Source organism: Ruegeria sp. AF2, from assembly GCF_056542025.1.
On sequence record NZ_JBQFZC010000001.1, the window covers coordinates 141155 to 156698 of the forward strand.

Consider the following 15544-nt stretch of genomic DNA (forward strand, 5'->3'; position numbering starts at 1 on the left):
ATCAGGCGTCCTCAAGGGCCCGAAGCGAGCGGACCGCCTCGTCATAATGCTGCGGGTGGGTGGAAATCGCCTCGCGATAGAGGTTCTTGGCCAGGTTGATATTCCCCTGTTTCACGGCTGAAATGGCCATGGTGTTCAACAGTTTCGCCCGTTCGGTCTGCGTCATTGGGACGACAGGAACGCTGTAGTTGCCCTGTGCGCTGCGCGCCAGAACAAGGTTGTTTTTGGCGGTAAACATAGAATTGTCCTGCCGAATCGCGTCGGTAAACAGCCGCTCAGCTTCCGCATATTGCCCGCGCGTCAGTTTGGAATAGCCCCAGTTGTTCATGACTCCGGCAGGGCGGGTCGTCAGGCCCACTGCGGTTTCGTAATAATGGTCGGCGCGATTCCAGTCTTTTTTGGCATCTGCCACCAGCGCTTCAAGCCGATACCGTTTAAAGGTTTCATATGTAGGGGGGATCTTGTCCAATGTCGCCTTTGCGCCATCCCAGTTGCCGCTGCGAATCTGCGCATCAGCGTATTCGACACGGTCGGCGTTGTTGGCCCCTTTCATGCTCAGCACACGTTTCCACGCGGCGGAAGCTTCAGTGCTGCGCTTGGCACGGGTCAGCGTGATCGCTAGTCCTCGTTGCAGGTCGATGCGGTCGGGGTTCTTGGCGGCCGCACTTTGGAAATAGGTCACCGCCTCATTGGGATCGGCCGCATTTAGCATCACGTCATTCAGGTTGGTCTCGTCGATAACGTTCACTTCCTGAAAAGTACGTTCAACCTTTTCCTCTTCGGTTTCCTTTGCGCAGGCGGCCAAAACCAGCCCGCACGCCAGCATCGTCGGAATCAAGAAGGGTTGGCGCATTTTTGTGCGTCCTTTACTGCTCTGCCTCTATTACTGGATTTTACGCAGAACAAATTGCCCGTTGCCGCGCTGCTCCAGTTCAAATTCTTGTTCTTGAGGGGTATTATTAACAGGATTTTCCATTTTTGCGAGTGCTAACCGCAGATTGTCGCGGATTGCGTCACTTTCGCCATTGTCCAGCGCATAGGCTCTGCGGAACATCTGCGCGGCTTCGGCATATTCGCCCGTTTCCACCAAGAAGACACCCAGGTTGTTCCATGCCACAGGCCACTCGGGATCGTCCTCGACAGCACGACGCAGTAGCGGTTCAGCTTGGCCAATCCGGCGCAATCCCAAATTAGCTGTCCCAAGCGAAGTCAGGATTTGCGGGGTCATACCCTGTTGCAACGCGGCACGGGTGAAGGATTCAAGTGCAAGCTCATATTCGCCCGCCGCCATCAATCGGTTTCCGACGGTCACCTCATCTACCGCAGGCCCATCTGGGTCGACGCCAGGGGCAAACGGATCGTCTGTCGCGCCTGTTTCAGTGCAAGAGGCCACCATGGTGAAAACCATGGCGGCCTGAATTGTCATACGAAGGTGCCAACAACCTGATTTGGCAACCCAGCGAAGAAGCGGGAAGGCGTTATCGGTTTCCAAACTCCATAATACCTTTTGCCGAAGGTCCAACAAGGATGACCAGCAGAGGAGGGACGGTCAACATCATTGTCGCAAGGGTCATTTTGGTTGGCAACTTATTCGCTGCCTCTTCGGCGCGCATCACGCGTTTGTCACGCATTTCATCGGCATAAACCCGCAACGCTTCGGCAATGGATGTCCCGAATGTCGCTGATTGGATCATCACGGTGACGAACGCACTAACGTCCTGAACGCCGCATCGCGTCGCGAAGTCGCGCAAAACGGTGTCCTTTTCTTTACCGGCTTTCATTTCGTAGGCGACAACCTCGAACTCAAGCGCGATGTCTGGGTAAGATGCTTTCATCTCAGACGCGACCCGTACAATGGCCTGATCCAAGGACTGCCCGGCCTCGACGCATACCAACATCAGATCGAGCGTATCAGGGAAACCATTTACGATCGCTTCCTTGCGTTCCTCTACGCGCCGCGTGATCCAGTATTTGGGCACGAAGTAACCCGCAATACCAGGTCCCAGAACGCGAATGAGGATTTGTGTCGAGTCAAATTCCTGATCGCCCGCAAACACGGTAACCAGCGAGACGCCGATCAGGATCCCGATTATGCCCAATGCGAACTGAGCGAAGTGATAGAAACGAACCGCGTCCTTGGACTGATAGCCGGCTTGCCTCAACTTGAGTTGAACGGCGGTATACTCTTCTTCGTTCTTTGGTTCGAGAAAGTTGGCGAACTTCTCAAGCTGTTCGTTCCGGCTGGCTGTTCTGAGACGTTCTTTCTTTTCTTTCTTGTTGTTTTTTGGCGGTGAATTTGACCGCTGCAACTTCTTTAGTGGGTCTTCCGGCTGGTTCAGCATCAGCGGGATCGTGACCAGGATCATGAACAATCCCAAAACGCCCACGACAATCAGCGGACCGAATTCACCCAAGTTCTGCTTCAACAGTTCATTGATCTGGTTCAAAAATTCCATCTTTGGGCCTCTTAAACCTTAATGTCGGTCAGGATACGCATGACGATCAGGTTCAGGGTCAGCGTGATACCGACAAAGAAACATGCCGGAATGAAAAGCGGATCGTCGATTACGGCGTCGTAGTAGTTCGGGTCCTTAACCATGATGAACAGAAGACAGGCGACCGGGAAACCCGACAGGAATTTGCCCGACCATTTGGCTTCGGCGGTGATAGCGTTCACCCGGCGGAACAGTCGGAAACGTGCGCGGATCACCTTGGCCAAACCGGCCAAAATATCGGCAAGGTTACCCCCCGATTGTTGCTGGATCGAAACGGCGACGGCCAAAAACCGTAAATCCTGCATATCCAGCCGCTCTGCCATATCCTTGAGTGCTTCACCGACATCCCGGCCATAAGCGGATTCATCCGAGATAACACCGAACTCTGTCGCAAGGGGGTCCTCGACCTCGTTAGCAACGATTTGGATCGAGGAAACAAATGGGTTTCCGACGCGAAGTGACCGAACCATCAGTTCCACCGCGTCGGGCAATTGTTCTTCAATCAAGGCCATACGTTTATTGGCTTTGTTATTGACCCAAGCGTACACCGCTCCGACCCCGATCGCGACCGATAGAGCCGCCCGAAGCGTCGGTTCGGTCGCTGTTCCTACGCTCAAACCTACAAAAGCCAGCCCTGAAACCAGTGCCATGATCACAATCAACTGCCGAGGAGAGAAGGCGATTGCCGCCTTCTGCGCCTTGTCTGCCAATAGCGAGTAGAGCGGTATGCTCTGCGATTTCATGTGCTGCTGCATTTCCTTGCGCAGCTGCTCCAGTACTTGCTCGCGCCCGACGCCCTTATCGATCATGTCCAGCCTGCGATTGACGCGGCTGTTCAGGCTGATCGATTTTCCGAATGCGACGAGATAGATACCTTCGACCAGGGCAAAGACCCCGACGAAAATCACGATGTAGATGAGCGCCTCGACAGGCAGTTGCATATCTTGGTTCTCCTACATCGTGGTTGGATCGTAGATCGAGGCGGGCAGATCGAAGCCCCACAGACGGAAGCGCTCGGAATAGTGGCTGCGCACACCTGTGGCGGTGAAATGACCGATGATCTTGTTGTCGGGGGTCAGGCCAACACGTTGAAATTTAAATATTTCCTGCATCGAGATGACGTCACCTTCCATGCCGGTAATTTCGGTGATTGATGTCATCCGGCGCGAACCATCCTGCAGACGGCTGGCCTGAACGATCAGATTCACAGCCGACGAGATCTGGCTGCGGACCGCTTTGATCGGCATTTCGATCCCCGCCATGGCGATCATGTTTTCAAGACGCGAGATACCGTCACGGGCCGAGTTCGCGTGGATCGTGGTCATTGATCCGTCGTGGCCGGTATTCATGGCCTGCAGCATATCGATCACTTCGGCGCCACGGGTCTCGCCCACGATGATGCGGTCGGGGCGCATCCGCAGGGCGTTTTTCAAACAATCGCGTGGACTGACCTCGCCTTTGCCTTCAACGTTGGGCGGACGGCTTTCCATCCGACCCACATGGGTCTGCTGCAGCTGAAGTTCCGCGGTATCCTCAATGGTCAGAATGCGCTCGGCGTCGTCGATAAAGCTCGACAGCGCGTTCAGCGTTGTCGTTTTACCGGAACCGGTACCGCCCGAAACAATGATATTCAGACGAGTCGACACGGCGGCTTGCAGATAGGCTGCCATTTCTTCGGTAAACGCACCGAAATTGACCAGATCGTCGATGCCGAGCTTGTCTTTCTTAAACTTACGAATGGAAACAAGCGAACCATCCACCGCGATCGGCGGCACCATCGCATTGAAACGTGAGCCATCAGCCAAGCGGGCGTCAACATACGGGTTGGATTCATCGACACGGCGACCAACGGCAGAAACGATCTTGTCGATGATCCGCATCAGGTGCTTTTCGTCTTTGAACGTGATGTCGCTGATCTCAAGCTTACCGGCCCGTTCGACAAAAATCTGCTGGGGGCCGTTGACCAGAATATCGTTGACCGAGTCGTCTTGTAGCAGCGCTTCCAGCGGCCCGAGACCGGTGACCTCGTCATAAAGCTCTTTGTTTAGCTGGCTGCGGTCTTCACGGTTCAGAACGATGTTGCGGGCTTCCAGAACTTCGCTGGCAATCGCGCTGATTTCTGTCCGCAGTTCTGATTCTTCAGCTTTTTCAAGGGCTGCGAGGTTCAGGTTTTCAAGAAGCTCGCGGTGCAGCTCAAGCTTGATTTCGCCCAGCCGTTCCTTGCGCTTGCGTTCCTTGTCGTTTCCAACAACTTCTGCCGCCTTTTTCTTGACCGGCTTGCGCGCAATTGCGTTGGCAGCTGGTGCCGCAGCTGCTGCTGCCGGGGCCTCGACTTTCGACGCCTGGGTTTCAACCGGCTGTGCCGAAGGCTGTTTTTTGTATCTTGAAAACACGGCAGCTCCCCTTTGAGTTATGCGGCTTCGGCGTCACTACTGCCAAGGCTATGAAGCGATTGAGCCAATTTGGCGATTTCCCGGCGCAGCGGGTTCTTGGCCGCTGAATTTGCCAGCGGTAAACCGTGGTCGCCGCTTTGCATGACGGGTTTGCCGCCATCGGGCAGAAGCAGATCAATGGAAATACCCAGACTTTCACCCATACGTTTAACCCGGCTTTTACCGTTGAGATCGGTAAATTTAGGAGCCCGGTTCATAGCAAACCGCAGTTTGTTGAAGGGTAATTCCTCGGCCTGCAGTGCCCGTTTCAGACGCAATGCGTTCTGGGCCGAGCGCATATCCAGCTCAAGCAACGCAAAATAGACATGGGCGGCCTGCAGAACCGTTTCTGACCAGTGAACAAGTGTTTTTGGCATGTCTATGACGACATAATCAAAATTCGCGCGTGCGGTGTCGATCACACGCTGAATGTCCTCAGGCGTGATGATGTCCAGCGGCACCATGTCAGATGGTGCCGTTAGAACTTGCAGCTTCTCTTCAAACGTCTGGAGCGCTTGTCCAAAGGAGTCTTCGTCCATCGAATCCGTGTCTGAGAGCATTTCGAACACGGCTTCATGACGAGGCAGATCCAAATAGGTCGAAACAGTGCCGTATTGCAGATCCAGGTCGATCAGGCACACTTTCGGGGCTTCTTTGGCTGAAACCGTTACAAGTTCCCATGCCAGATTGACCGCCATGGTTGTAGAACCGACACCACCTGCCAGACCCTGTACGACAAAAAGCGCCCCTTCTTTCGAGGAGCCGTTCGTCGCAGTAGGCGCTGCTTGTGGTGCCACAACCGGATCGGGTTGTTGCATACGATCGATTGCTTCCTGAAGTTCATTTTCGGGAAGCGGGTAGGGGACAAACTCGTCCGCACCTCTGCGTAGCAGCTGATGCAATGCGGCAGGGGTGACATCCTCGGCGATCAAGACAACTTTGATGCCTTTTTCCTTGGCCTGAGTGATGATCTCACCCATCAGTGTCAGGTTGTCTTCATCATCGCCGTCGAGCGCCAGCGCTACAAATTGAAGCGTCTTGGCTTCGGGTTGGCTAAAGAACGCAAGCGCTTCGGCAAATCCAAGATCACCCCAGCGTTCGCCCAGCGCAGCTTCCATATCCTCGATCAAAAGGTCGAAGTTCTGGACATCACGGCTGATGGTACAGGCCAAAATGGCGTTATTATCGTCTTGCGGCGTCGCGCTCGTCATTAACACAATCCTCATCGAGAGGGCTGAGCAAACCATTTGAACGCGAGAAGATTCAGTTCTGGTATGCTGTCGCCCGATGCGGTCGATTTTGGCCGCAGGTCACCCAATTGTTCACAAAGTGGCTTGGAAGTTAGGCAAGAATTGGGCGCAAAAGAACCAATTGTAGGGAAATGGGCGACAATGCCGCCCATTTCCTATTTATTAGTCGCTGGTACCACCGGCGTCTTCTTGCCGTTGGATATCGCTTATCGGGATCGCGCTTGAGATGTATTCGCGATAGATCACGTCCGCATATTTTCCATCCAGAATATTTGGATGCCGGTCGAAGAAGCCGGATACCTCGGTCACTGTCCGTCGATTGCGTCGATCCCGATCTTGGGTGGCAACCAACGGCCTGGATTTACCAAAGGAAACAACGGCTTCCAACCGTGAGCGCGATATTCCTTGTCGTGTCAGGAATGCAACGGCGGCATTGGCGCGGCGCTGGCCCAATCGCTTGTTATATGCCTCAGAGCCAACGGCATCCGTGTGCCCATAGACACGGAACCGCGCCTCGGGGAACTGTTTGATCCAGGCCGCCTGCTGCAACAGGATTCGTTGCGCCGAAGCGTCCAATTGCGCGCTATCGAATGCAAAGTTGATCTGTGTTGGCACCTCGGCAGCGAAACGCCGCGCGAGGATTTGGCCATACGTCAACTCACCATTCATGACCTGAATGTTGTTCAGTGTAGCGTTACCAAACGTGCCCTGATCGATTTCGTACCCGGCCTCGCGTGTACAACCGGCGACAGCAACCGAAAGACCCAGTGTGATGATCCACTTTTCCATTGGTTCTATCCTCTCTATCAGTCCAGCACGTAGCCGTAAGAGGTGCCAAAATCCTGATTGGCAACTTCAGAGGCTGCACCATTTCCGGCGCGTTCAGTCCGAGAGATCTTGCCGTTTACGAACAGATCGAACTCGCTGGGCGGTTTCACACGATCGGTCGGCAGGGCAAGCGCCTCGCCACGAGTGGGCGACACCAGATGCGCGGTAATGATGATGATCAATTCACTCTGCTCACGCTGATACTGAGCGCTCCTGAACAACGCGCCCAATACAGGCACATCGCCAAGCCAGGGAACCTGGCTGTTCAGATCCGTGAAATCATCCTGGATTAGGCCTGCAATGGCAAAGCTCTCACCGTCGCGCAACTCGATGGTTGTCCGTGTTTGACGCGTGATGAAGCTGGGAACATTGTCGCCGTTAATCGTGAAGTTCGCACTCTGGTCGATGCTCGATACTGATGCACCCAGTTCCAGGTTGATCAGGTTGCCATCGACGACGCGCGGAACAAACAGGAGCTGTACGCCAAACTGACGATACTCGATCGCAACAACACCGTCGCCTTGGGGTACTGGGATTGGCACCTCACCACCGGCAAGGAACTCCGCCTCTTGGCCAGACAGTGCAGAAAGATTCGGTTCTGCCAAGCTGCGAACCAAACCCTTGGTTTCAAGGGCTTCCAAAAGCAGTCTAACCTGTGTCGACCCCGCGCCGAAACCGAAGAGAATGGCACCGGAATTTGTCTGAACAAACGGGATGTTGTTCGCCAGTGCGTTGTTCAGTGCGCCCTGGTTATTCAAGGAATTGAAGCCCGCAGTGGTGTCGCCACCGCCAAAGCCCAACGATGCCGACAAGTTTTTGGCTACAGAGCGGTTCATTTCCGCAAAGCGCACTTTCAGCATGACCTGCTGCACGCCACCGACATTCATCAGGTTCGATACACGTTCAGGGGCATACCGTTCTGCCAACTCAAGCGCACGCGCCAGTTTGGCACTGCTGGAAACTGTTCCCGACAAGACGATCCCATCATTGGCGGTCCGAACCTCGATTCGCTCACTGGGAAGAATCTGACGCAAGCGTTCTTTGAATTCCGAAACATCAGGGGAAACACGCACACGCACGTTGGTAATCAGATTACCCGCGCCGTCGAACATTGTCAGGGTGGTTGTACCCGGTGCCCGACCGAGAACATAGATAGTGCGGTCCGACAGGGTCGAAATATCCGCTATGCCTGCATTGGCAATGCTGATGTCTGCGAACGGTTGTTCGCTTTCCACCACGATTGCGCGATTTACGGGGACATCCAGCGTTTCCGCTGTACCCTTTTTAACCACGCGAAGATTTTGGGCCCAAGCGGCATCGCCGATTGGGCTCACAACTAGCGACAACCCCAGCAGGGTTGCGCTGATCCAGGAACGTATTGTCATGTGACCTGCCTCTCCGATCACCACTCGATTTTTTTTGGGTCTTATGCCCTATGCTATGAAACCCTGCGACAGAACCAGATTTATTGCAATAATCAATGGTTTCTGGAAAGTTCCTTATGTGGATTATGCGCAACAACACAAAGAAAGAGACCGCGCAAAATGCGCGGTCTTTGTCTCGTAAAGGTCTGAAACTTAGTTAGTTTGTGCAGGGAATTGGGGTCTCTACCGTCTCGCCGCCACGACGGGTGCGGATTGTGCAGACCTTCTCCGGAGCCGCGACGGGGGCCGGGGCCCTCTCTTCAATGCCAAGCAAAGACTGCTGATCGACTTCAACCACCTCTGCCACCTTGTCATCTTGAGCGCCAACCAGTGCCAGCGACATGCGACCCGTGTTCTGAGCCTGCGCCAAAGCGGCGATCTGTTGTGGCGTCGCTGCAACTGTGACCGTGCGAGCAATGGTTGTGCCGGTTACATCCAGTCCCGCCGATTGATCAACAGCGACCAATTCGATGTTCGTCAGTACCAAACGAGTAATCTCACCGCGGCCAGAATCACTGGTGCCACGCAATGAGCCGGTCCAATACACATCCACCGTATCGCCTGGGCGCAAGAAGCCTGATACGCCAGATGCCACATCAACGCTTATCGCAAATGCGCGCATTCCCTTGGGCAATTGTGATCTGAGGCCCGCAGTCTCGCCTGGATTGGTGACTTTGACTTCCATAATCGCTTCGTCTTTCTCCATCGCGCGGAGAACGAATCGTTCATTGTTTTTGATTTCCGGGAATAGGGCTGTCATGTCCACGAAGGCACCCTCGGGAATCGCATCCTCTGGCCACTGAACGACGCGGATATCTTCCTGGTTCAAACGTTCGCCGTATTTGAAGGAGCGATTCGAAACCAAAACGCCTACTGTCGGGACAATGCCCGCCTGCGCATTGGCAAGCGCCTCTTCGCGCAACTTGCGTTCCTGAGCAAGTTTGGCCTGATTGTCCGTGATGTATTCGCGTGCCATATAGACAGCACCACCGGCCAACGCGACCCCGATGATAAGAACAAGTCCAAAAACAGCTCGCATTTGTCCCTCTTTATTTTCCGTAGACCGCGACTCTTGAAGTCACATCGATTCAGGATCCAAGATATTTTTCAATTGTGTCGAAAAAGCGGACAATCCCGGTAATTTTTGACAGAAAATACGCTTATTCGCAGGGTTGCCGTTTCGCTAGTAAATGGGAACGGGCCCGCGCTACTCAAAGACCATCTCTTCTACTTCTACATTTGCGATCGGCTGTCCCGCTGTTAGAAGTCCTTGGCTCAGGATGAAGTAGATTATTGCGGCGAGACCTGCGATTGCAGCAGTTAAAACCACCCAGTCTACGGTTATCGCGCCGGTCTCATCGGTTCGGAAACTATGTACTCTTTTTAACATTGGACTATACCGGGTCGCTCTCTTCTAAAAACAAAGGGGCCACGCCTTTGAGTAAAGACATGGCCCCAAGTCGTTATGCTAGACCGATATCAGATTATTCGGTATCCGGAACTGTCACAGTTACCGAACCCAGAGCGTCATCGATGTTGCCTGCCAGGCTGCTGGCACCATTGTGGATCTGGTTGTAAGCAACGGCTGCCAGGCCAACAACAGCTGCGGTCAGAACGACCCAGTCTACAGTTACGGCGCCGTCTTCGTCTTTGCGGAAGTTCTTGATGAACTTGATCATGTTATGTCCCTCCTAAAGGATCAAAAATTAATTAACCTCGGCGTCTTTCAGAGCTTTCTCTCTCAGTCCGCTCCCGATCGTCTCGGTATGGATATATGTTTGACCCCTGTGCGTGGCAGGAATTGGGCCAAACCAATATTTTTTTGCTCAAAGCTTAATTTTTTGTTGGTGAATTTAGTAACTAGTTGGAAATAAATAAAAAAAATCACACCTTTTTTGTACTTCCGTTGTGTGGGCGATGCAAAATGGCGGCAATTGAGGCGAAATTGCCCCAATTCGCTTGGTTTTTCTGGTGTTGCGGGCCGTTATGATGTTCAAAATGCTTCAAAAGATAAGAAATCGAGGCAGGCAAATGTATTTCCGGGACGCAGTAATATGCGCCGGTGCAGCGGTGTTTCTGATGGCGGGTGCAATTCCTGTCACTGCAACCGAAACCGAGCCGCGCGGCGTCTATAAGCGCATAAAGGCCCCAAAACCGGGGACACGTCCGCGCGTGACGATTCAGATCACGCCCGAACAACATGCAGCATCACCATCAGCCCCCAGCACTGGCGCCAAGCTGGAAGTGCCTGAGATTGCCGCTATCGCAAAGCCGCCCCCATCGGTTCCTCAGAAGATTGAGGGGGCGACCAAGCCAGTTGGCTCTTATAAAGCATTCTGGAGCCGGGTATCCCCCGATCTGGCGCAGGCCAGCGCAGGTAGGCTGAGAGAGGCCGTTCAAGCGCTTACTGCCACGGGTGTCGCGGCGCCGCGTCTGCAGACCTTGCAAGACATCGCAGAAAAGCGAGGGGTGGATATTCTACGTTCGACCGTAGGGACGAATGTCTCACCCGCACTTGTCCTAGCCGTTATCTCGGTAGAATCTGCAGGCCGCACACAGGCTGTCAGTTCTGCCGGGGCGCAGGGCTTGATGCAATTGATGCCAGCTACCGCCGAACGTTTTGGGGTAGAGGACAGCCTGAAACCTGAACAGAATATCGAAGGTGGGGTCAAATACCTGCATTGGCTTATGAACGAGTTCGACAATGACCCGATTCTCGTATTGGCAGGCTACAATGCGGGCGAAGGGGCCGTGCGCAAGCATAGTGGTGTGCCACCCTATGCCGAGACCAGAGACTACGTGCCCAAGGTTCTGGCCGCGTTTCAGGTCGCGAGTGCTCTTTGTACAACAACACCGCAGTTCGTTTCGGACCCCTGCATTTTTCAGACTTCGAACTAAAAAAGGCCCGCGTCGCAGCGGGCCTTATGTTTCATTGACCTAAGGTCAATCTACGATTGTTGCCTGAGTCGCTCCTCGCATCTCGTCCTCGCTGACGCCATCGGCCAGTTCGACGATCTTCAGGCCGCCTTCGACGACATCCAGAACACCCAGATTGGTGATGATGCGATCCACAACGCCCTGGCCAGTCAGAGGCAGCGTGCATTCCTTCAGCACTTTTGAATCACCGTGCTTGTTGGTGTGATCCATCACTACGATCACGCGACCAACGCCAGCGACCAGATCCATCGCACCGCCCATACCTTTGACCAGCTTGCCGGGAATCATCCAGTTGGCCAGGTCTCCTTTCTCGTCCACTTCCATCGCACCCAAAATCGCAGCAGCGATCTTACCGCCTCGGATCATGGCGAACGAGGTCGCGCTATCGAAGTAAGAGGTGCGGGACAGTTCGGTAATCGTCTGCTTGCCTGCGTTGATCAGGTCAGCGTCTTCCTCGCCCTCAAACGGGAAAGGCCCCATGCCCAGCATACCGTTTTCGGACTGTAGGGTGATATCCTTGTCGCCCACATAGTTCGCCACCAGCGTCGGAATACCGATGCCGAGGTTCACATACATGCCGTCTTCCAGCTCTTCTGCCGCGCGCGCGGCCATCTGATTGCGGTCCCAGGGCATTATGCGTCCTCCTTCTTGCGGGTGGTGCGCTGTTCGATGCGCTTTTCGTGGCTGCCTTGGATAATGCGATGCACATAGATGCCGGGCAGGTGGATGCCATCCGGGTCCAGCGAGCCGCGCGGGACGATTTCTTCAACCTCAGCCACACAAATCTTGCCGCAAGTCGCTGCGGGCACGTTAAAGTTGCGGGCGGTCTTGCGGAACACGAGGTTCCCGGTGTCATCGGCTTTCCACGCCTTTACGATCGCGAGGTCGGCGAAGATGCCTTCCTCCATGATATAGGTCTCGCCGTTGAAGTCCTTGTGCTCTTTGCCTTCAGCGATCACCGTTCCCACGCCCGTCTTGGTGTAAAACCCGGGGATGCCAGCGCCACCGGCCCGCATCCGCTCGGCCAGTGTGCCTTGTGGATTGAATTCCAGCTCCAGTTCTCCACTGAGATACTGGCGCATGAATTCGGCGTTTTCCCCAACGTAAGAGCTGATCATCTTTTTGACCTGCTTGGTTTGCAGCAGGATGCCGATGCCAAAATCATCCACACCTGCGTTGTTTGAGGCAAACGTCAGGTCCTTCGCGCCTGAGGCCTTGATCGCTTCAAGCAGCATTTCCGGGATACCGCACAGCCCAAAGCCGCCCGCGGCGATCAGCATGCCGTCCGATATCACCCCATCGAGCGCCTCATCGGCATTGTCATAGATTTTCTTCATGGAAAACTCCCCCAATGACATGGTGTTGGGCCGATTTGTGCCGCCACGTCACGGGGAAGTCAACGAATCCAAGGGGCAGGTGGTATTTCTACCTAACTTGCTTTCTTGGTGGTCTTCTTGGCAGCAGCTTTCTTCTTGGGGGCTGCCTTTTTCTTTGTGCCTTTCTTGGCCGCGCGTTCATTGACCAGTTCGATGGCCATTTCCTGGGTCACATCCTCGGGCTTGATGTCTTTGGGGATCGTCGCGTTGACCTTTTCCCATTTCACATACGGCCCATAGCGCCCGTCCAACACCTGCATCGCGCCGCCGTCGGGATGGTCGCCCAGCTCTTTCAGCGGCTTCGCGGCCGCCCGACGTCCGCGACCTGGATTGGCGCGTTTTTCGGCCAACAGTTCGACGGCGCGGTTCATGCCGATCTCAAACACATCGTTCGGGTCTTTGAGGTTGGCGTAGACAGGCTTTGCCTCGTCGGCCAACTGATGCATTAGATAAGGTCCAAAGCGACCAAAGTTCGAACTGATGATGCCGCCTTCGGGGTGCTCGCCGATCTGACGGGGCAAGGACAGAAGCGTCAGAGCTTTCTCCAGATCCATGTCGTCTTTGCTCCAGCCACGGGGCAGGGACGCACGAGGAGGCTTCTTGTTCTCAGGCGTGGGCTCTCCACGCTGGACATATGGCCCAAATCGACCGGATTTCAGCCAGATCTCATCGCCCCCATCTTCGCCCAGCAAACGCTCGTCACCTTCCGCGCCCTCACCAGCGATCGGACGGGTATAAGTGCACTCAGGATAGTTGCCACAACCGACAAACCCGCCGGTGCGCGAAGTTTTCAGATGTAACTGGCCAACACCGCATTTCGGGCAAATGCGCGGGTCCGAGCCATCTTCACGCGGCGGATACAGCTGCGGTGCCAGCGCTTCGTCCAGCTTGTCCAGCACTTCCGAGATACGCAGCTCCGATGTCTCACCAATCGCGGCAGAGAAATCGCGCCAGAACTTGCCGAGCAGATCCTTGTAGTCACGTTCACCTGCGCTGACGTCGTCAAGCTCTTCTTCCAGATTGGCGGTGAACTCGTAGCCCACATACTGGCGAAAGAAATTCAGCAGGAAGATGGTGACGATCCGGCCCTTTTCTTCGGGGATCAGCCGATTCTTGTCTTTACGTACATATTCACGATCCTGAATCGTGGTGACAATCGAGGCATAGGTCGACGGACGCCCGATCCCCAGCTCTTCCATCCGTTTGACCAGCGTCGCCTCTGTATAGCGCGGGGGCGGTTGGGTGTGATGCTGCAGCGCCAAAACGGATTCGTTCTCGGCCAGAATGGCGGCCTTTTCCGAGTCGGCGGTGGCCTTGGCAAACTGATCACGCAGCGAGGTCTTGGCAAAACGTGCGGGATCGCCCTGCATGATCTGTGGCAAGCGCTTGTCGTCATCGTCGACCACGTCATCGCGGCCTTCTTCATAAACGCGCATGAAGCCATCGAACAGCACCACCTGACCAGTGGCGCGCAGGCCAACCTGACCGTCCGTGCTGGTAATCTCAACAGTCGTGCGTTCAAGTCGTGCGGCAGCCATCTGACAGGCAATGGTGCGTTTCCAGATCAGATCATAAAGCTTGCGCTGATCCTCATCGGTCACCTTCAGCGCCTTGGCATCGCGCGACATATCTGTCGGGCGAATACACTCGTGTGCTTCCTGAGCGTTTTTGGCCTTGTTTTTGTACATGCGCGGGCTGTCTGGCACGTATTCCGCACCATAACGGTCGGCGATTGCATCGCGCGCTGCCGCCACGGCCTCGGGGGCCATGTCGATACCGTCGGTTCGCATGTAGGTAATGTATCCGGCCTCATACAGCCGCTGGGCCACCTGCATCGCATGGCGTGCGCCCATGCCGAACTTGCGGCTGGCTTCTTGCTGTAAGGTCGACGTCATGAACGGGGCAGAGGGGTTGCGCGCGGCAGGCTTGGCCTCGACCGATGTCACGCTCAGATCACGGCTGGTGATCGCCTGAACCGCCAGTTCGGCTTGCGTTGCATTCGCTAGATCGTGCTTGTCCAGTTTCTTGCCTGCCAGCGTGACCAGACGCGCCTCGTAGGTCTGGCCCCGAGGCGTCTCGAACACAGCTTTGACCGACCAGTATTCGACCGGCTTGAAGGCTTCGATCTCCATCTCGCGTTCAACGATGAGGCGCAGGCAGACCGATTGCACGCGCCCCGCTGAACGGGCACCCGGCAACTTGCGCCACAGAACGGGTGACAGGTTGAACCCTACCAGATAGTCCAGCGCGCGGCGGGCCAGATAGGCCTCGACCAGCGGCATATCGACCTCACGCGGGTTCTGCATCGCCTCGGTCACGGCGTCCTTGGTGATCGCGTTGAACGTCACACGGCTGACTGGCGTGTCCTTCTTGATCGAACGCCGCTTGGTCAGCGCTTCTTGGAGGTGCCAGCTGATTGCCTCGCCTTCTCGATCAGGGTCGGTCGCGAGGATCAGTGCGTTGTCTTCTTTCAGAGCGTCGGCGATCGCCTTGACATGCTTACGGCTGTCATTGCCGACCTCCCATTTCATTGAAAATTCATGCTCGGGATCGACCGACCCATCCTTCGGCGGCAGGTCCCGCACATGGCCATATGAGGCCAAAACGGTGTAGTCGGGGCCAAGATACTTATTGATCGTTTTTGCTTTGGCCGGAGATTCTACAACAACTACGGGCATTTAAGAGGAATCCTCGCTCGACGGATTTTGCGCTTTGTATGACCGTGCAAAATGTGTGGGGCAAGATCGAATTGTCAATGCGTTCGTTTTCACCACCAAAAATACTTTGTATTAAAGCCTGATC

General features: G+C 55.0%; 14 protein-coding genes. 1 reads left to right on the forward strand and 13 read right to left on the reverse strand.

The window, feature by feature from the left end; genetic code table 11:
• Position 1: 1 nt before the first annotated feature.
• The 10 genes from ACR0NM_RS00660 to ACR0NM_RS00705 form a co-directional block, all read right to left on the reverse strand.
• Positions 2-853: a tetratricopeptide repeat protein gene (locus ACR0NM_RS00660; protein ID WP_170397362.1), complete on the reverse strand. Its 852-nt coding sequence runs from the start codon at positions 851-853 to the stop codon at positions 2-4.
• A 30-nt stretch (positions 854-883) separates the two neighbouring features.
• Positions 884-1426 carry a tetratricopeptide repeat protein gene (locus tag ACR0NM_RS00665; RefSeq protein WP_370644360.1) on the reverse strand — a complete coding sequence of 181 codons (543 nt, stop codon included), beginning with the start codon at positions 1424-1426 and terminating at the stop codon, positions 884-886.
• A gap of 52 nt (positions 1427-1478) precedes the next feature.
• A complete protein-coding gene (locus ACR0NM_RS00670) occupies positions 1479-2456 on the reverse strand; it encodes a type II secretion system F family protein (protein ID WP_170397360.1) in 978 nt (325 codons plus the stop codon).
• An 11-nt stretch (positions 2457-2467) separates the two neighbouring features.
• Entirely contained in the window at positions 2468-3436 is a 969-nt protein-coding gene (locus ACR0NM_RS00675) for a type II secretion system F family protein (RefSeq protein ID WP_170397358.1), read from the reverse strand.
• 12 nt (positions 3437-3448) lie between these two features.
• A complete protein-coding gene (locus tag ACR0NM_RS00680) occupies positions 3449-4888 on the reverse strand; it encodes a TadA family conjugal transfer-associated ATPase (protein WP_170397349.1) in 1440 nt (479 codons plus the stop codon).
• 17 nt (positions 4889-4905) lie between these two features.
• The gene (locus ACR0NM_RS00685; RefSeq protein ID WP_170397347.1) at positions 4906-6138 is read right to left on the reverse strand and encodes an AAA family ATPase; all 1233 of its coding nucleotides are present in this window, start codon (positions 6136-6138) and stop codon (positions 4906-4908) included.
• 201 nt (positions 6139-6339) lie between these two features.
• The gene (locus tag ACR0NM_RS00690) at positions 6340-6966 is read right to left on the reverse strand and encodes an OmpA family protein (RefSeq protein WP_170397345.1); all 627 of its coding nucleotides are present in this window, start codon (positions 6964-6966) and stop codon (positions 6340-6342) included.
• A 17-nt stretch (positions 6967-6983) separates the two neighbouring features.
• Positions 6984-8390 (reverse strand): type II and III secretion system protein family protein, encoded by a 1407-nt coding sequence (locus ACR0NM_RS00695; protein ID WP_170397343.1) that lies wholly within the window; start codon positions 8388-8390, stop codon positions 6984-6986.
• A 196-nt stretch (positions 8391-8586) separates the two neighbouring features.
• Positions 8587-9468, reverse strand: a complete 882-nt coding sequence (gene cpaB / locus ACR0NM_RS00700; RefSeq protein WP_170397341.1) for a Flp pilus assembly protein CpaB — start codon at positions 9466-9468, stop codon at positions 8587-8589.
• A gap of 445 nt (positions 9469-9913) precedes the next feature.
• Positions 9914-10108: a hypothetical protein gene (locus ACR0NM_RS00705; RefSeq protein ID WP_170397337.1), complete on the reverse strand. Its 195-nt coding sequence runs from the start codon at positions 10106-10108 to the stop codon at positions 9914-9916.
• A 352-nt stretch (positions 10109-10460) separates the two neighbouring features.
• On the opposite strand from ACR0NM_RS00705, the gene ACR0NM_RS00710 reads away from it, so the two are divergent.
• On the forward strand, positions 10461-11327 hold the full coding sequence (locus ACR0NM_RS00710) for a lytic transglycosylase domain-containing protein (protein ID WP_480612754.1): 867 nt from the start codon (positions 10461-10463) through the stop codon (positions 11325-11327).
• 45 nt (positions 11328-11372) lie between these two features.
• On the opposite strand, the gene ACR0NM_RS00715 is transcribed toward ACR0NM_RS00710, so the two are convergent.
• From ACR0NM_RS00715 to topA, 3 genes are all read right to left on the reverse strand, one after another.
• Positions 11373-11999: a 3-oxoacid CoA-transferase subunit B gene (locus tag ACR0NM_RS00715; protein ID WP_170397333.1), complete on the reverse strand. Its 627-nt coding sequence runs from the start codon at positions 11997-11999 to the stop codon at positions 11373-11375.
• The gene (locus ACR0NM_RS00720) at positions 11999-12703 is read right to left on the reverse strand and encodes a CoA transferase subunit A (RefSeq protein ID WP_170404323.1); all 705 of its coding nucleotides are present in this window, start codon (positions 12701-12703) and stop codon (positions 11999-12001) included. The genes ACR0NM_RS00715 and ACR0NM_RS00720 overlap by 1 nt, the downstream gene beginning before the upstream one ends.
• Before the next feature lie 92 nt (positions 12704-12795).
• Positions 12796-15420, reverse strand: a complete 2625-nt coding sequence (gene topA, locus ACR0NM_RS00725; RefSeq protein ID WP_480612756.1) for a type I DNA topoisomerase — start codon at positions 15418-15420, stop codon at positions 12796-12798.
• Positions 15421-15544: the final 124 nt, after the last annotated feature.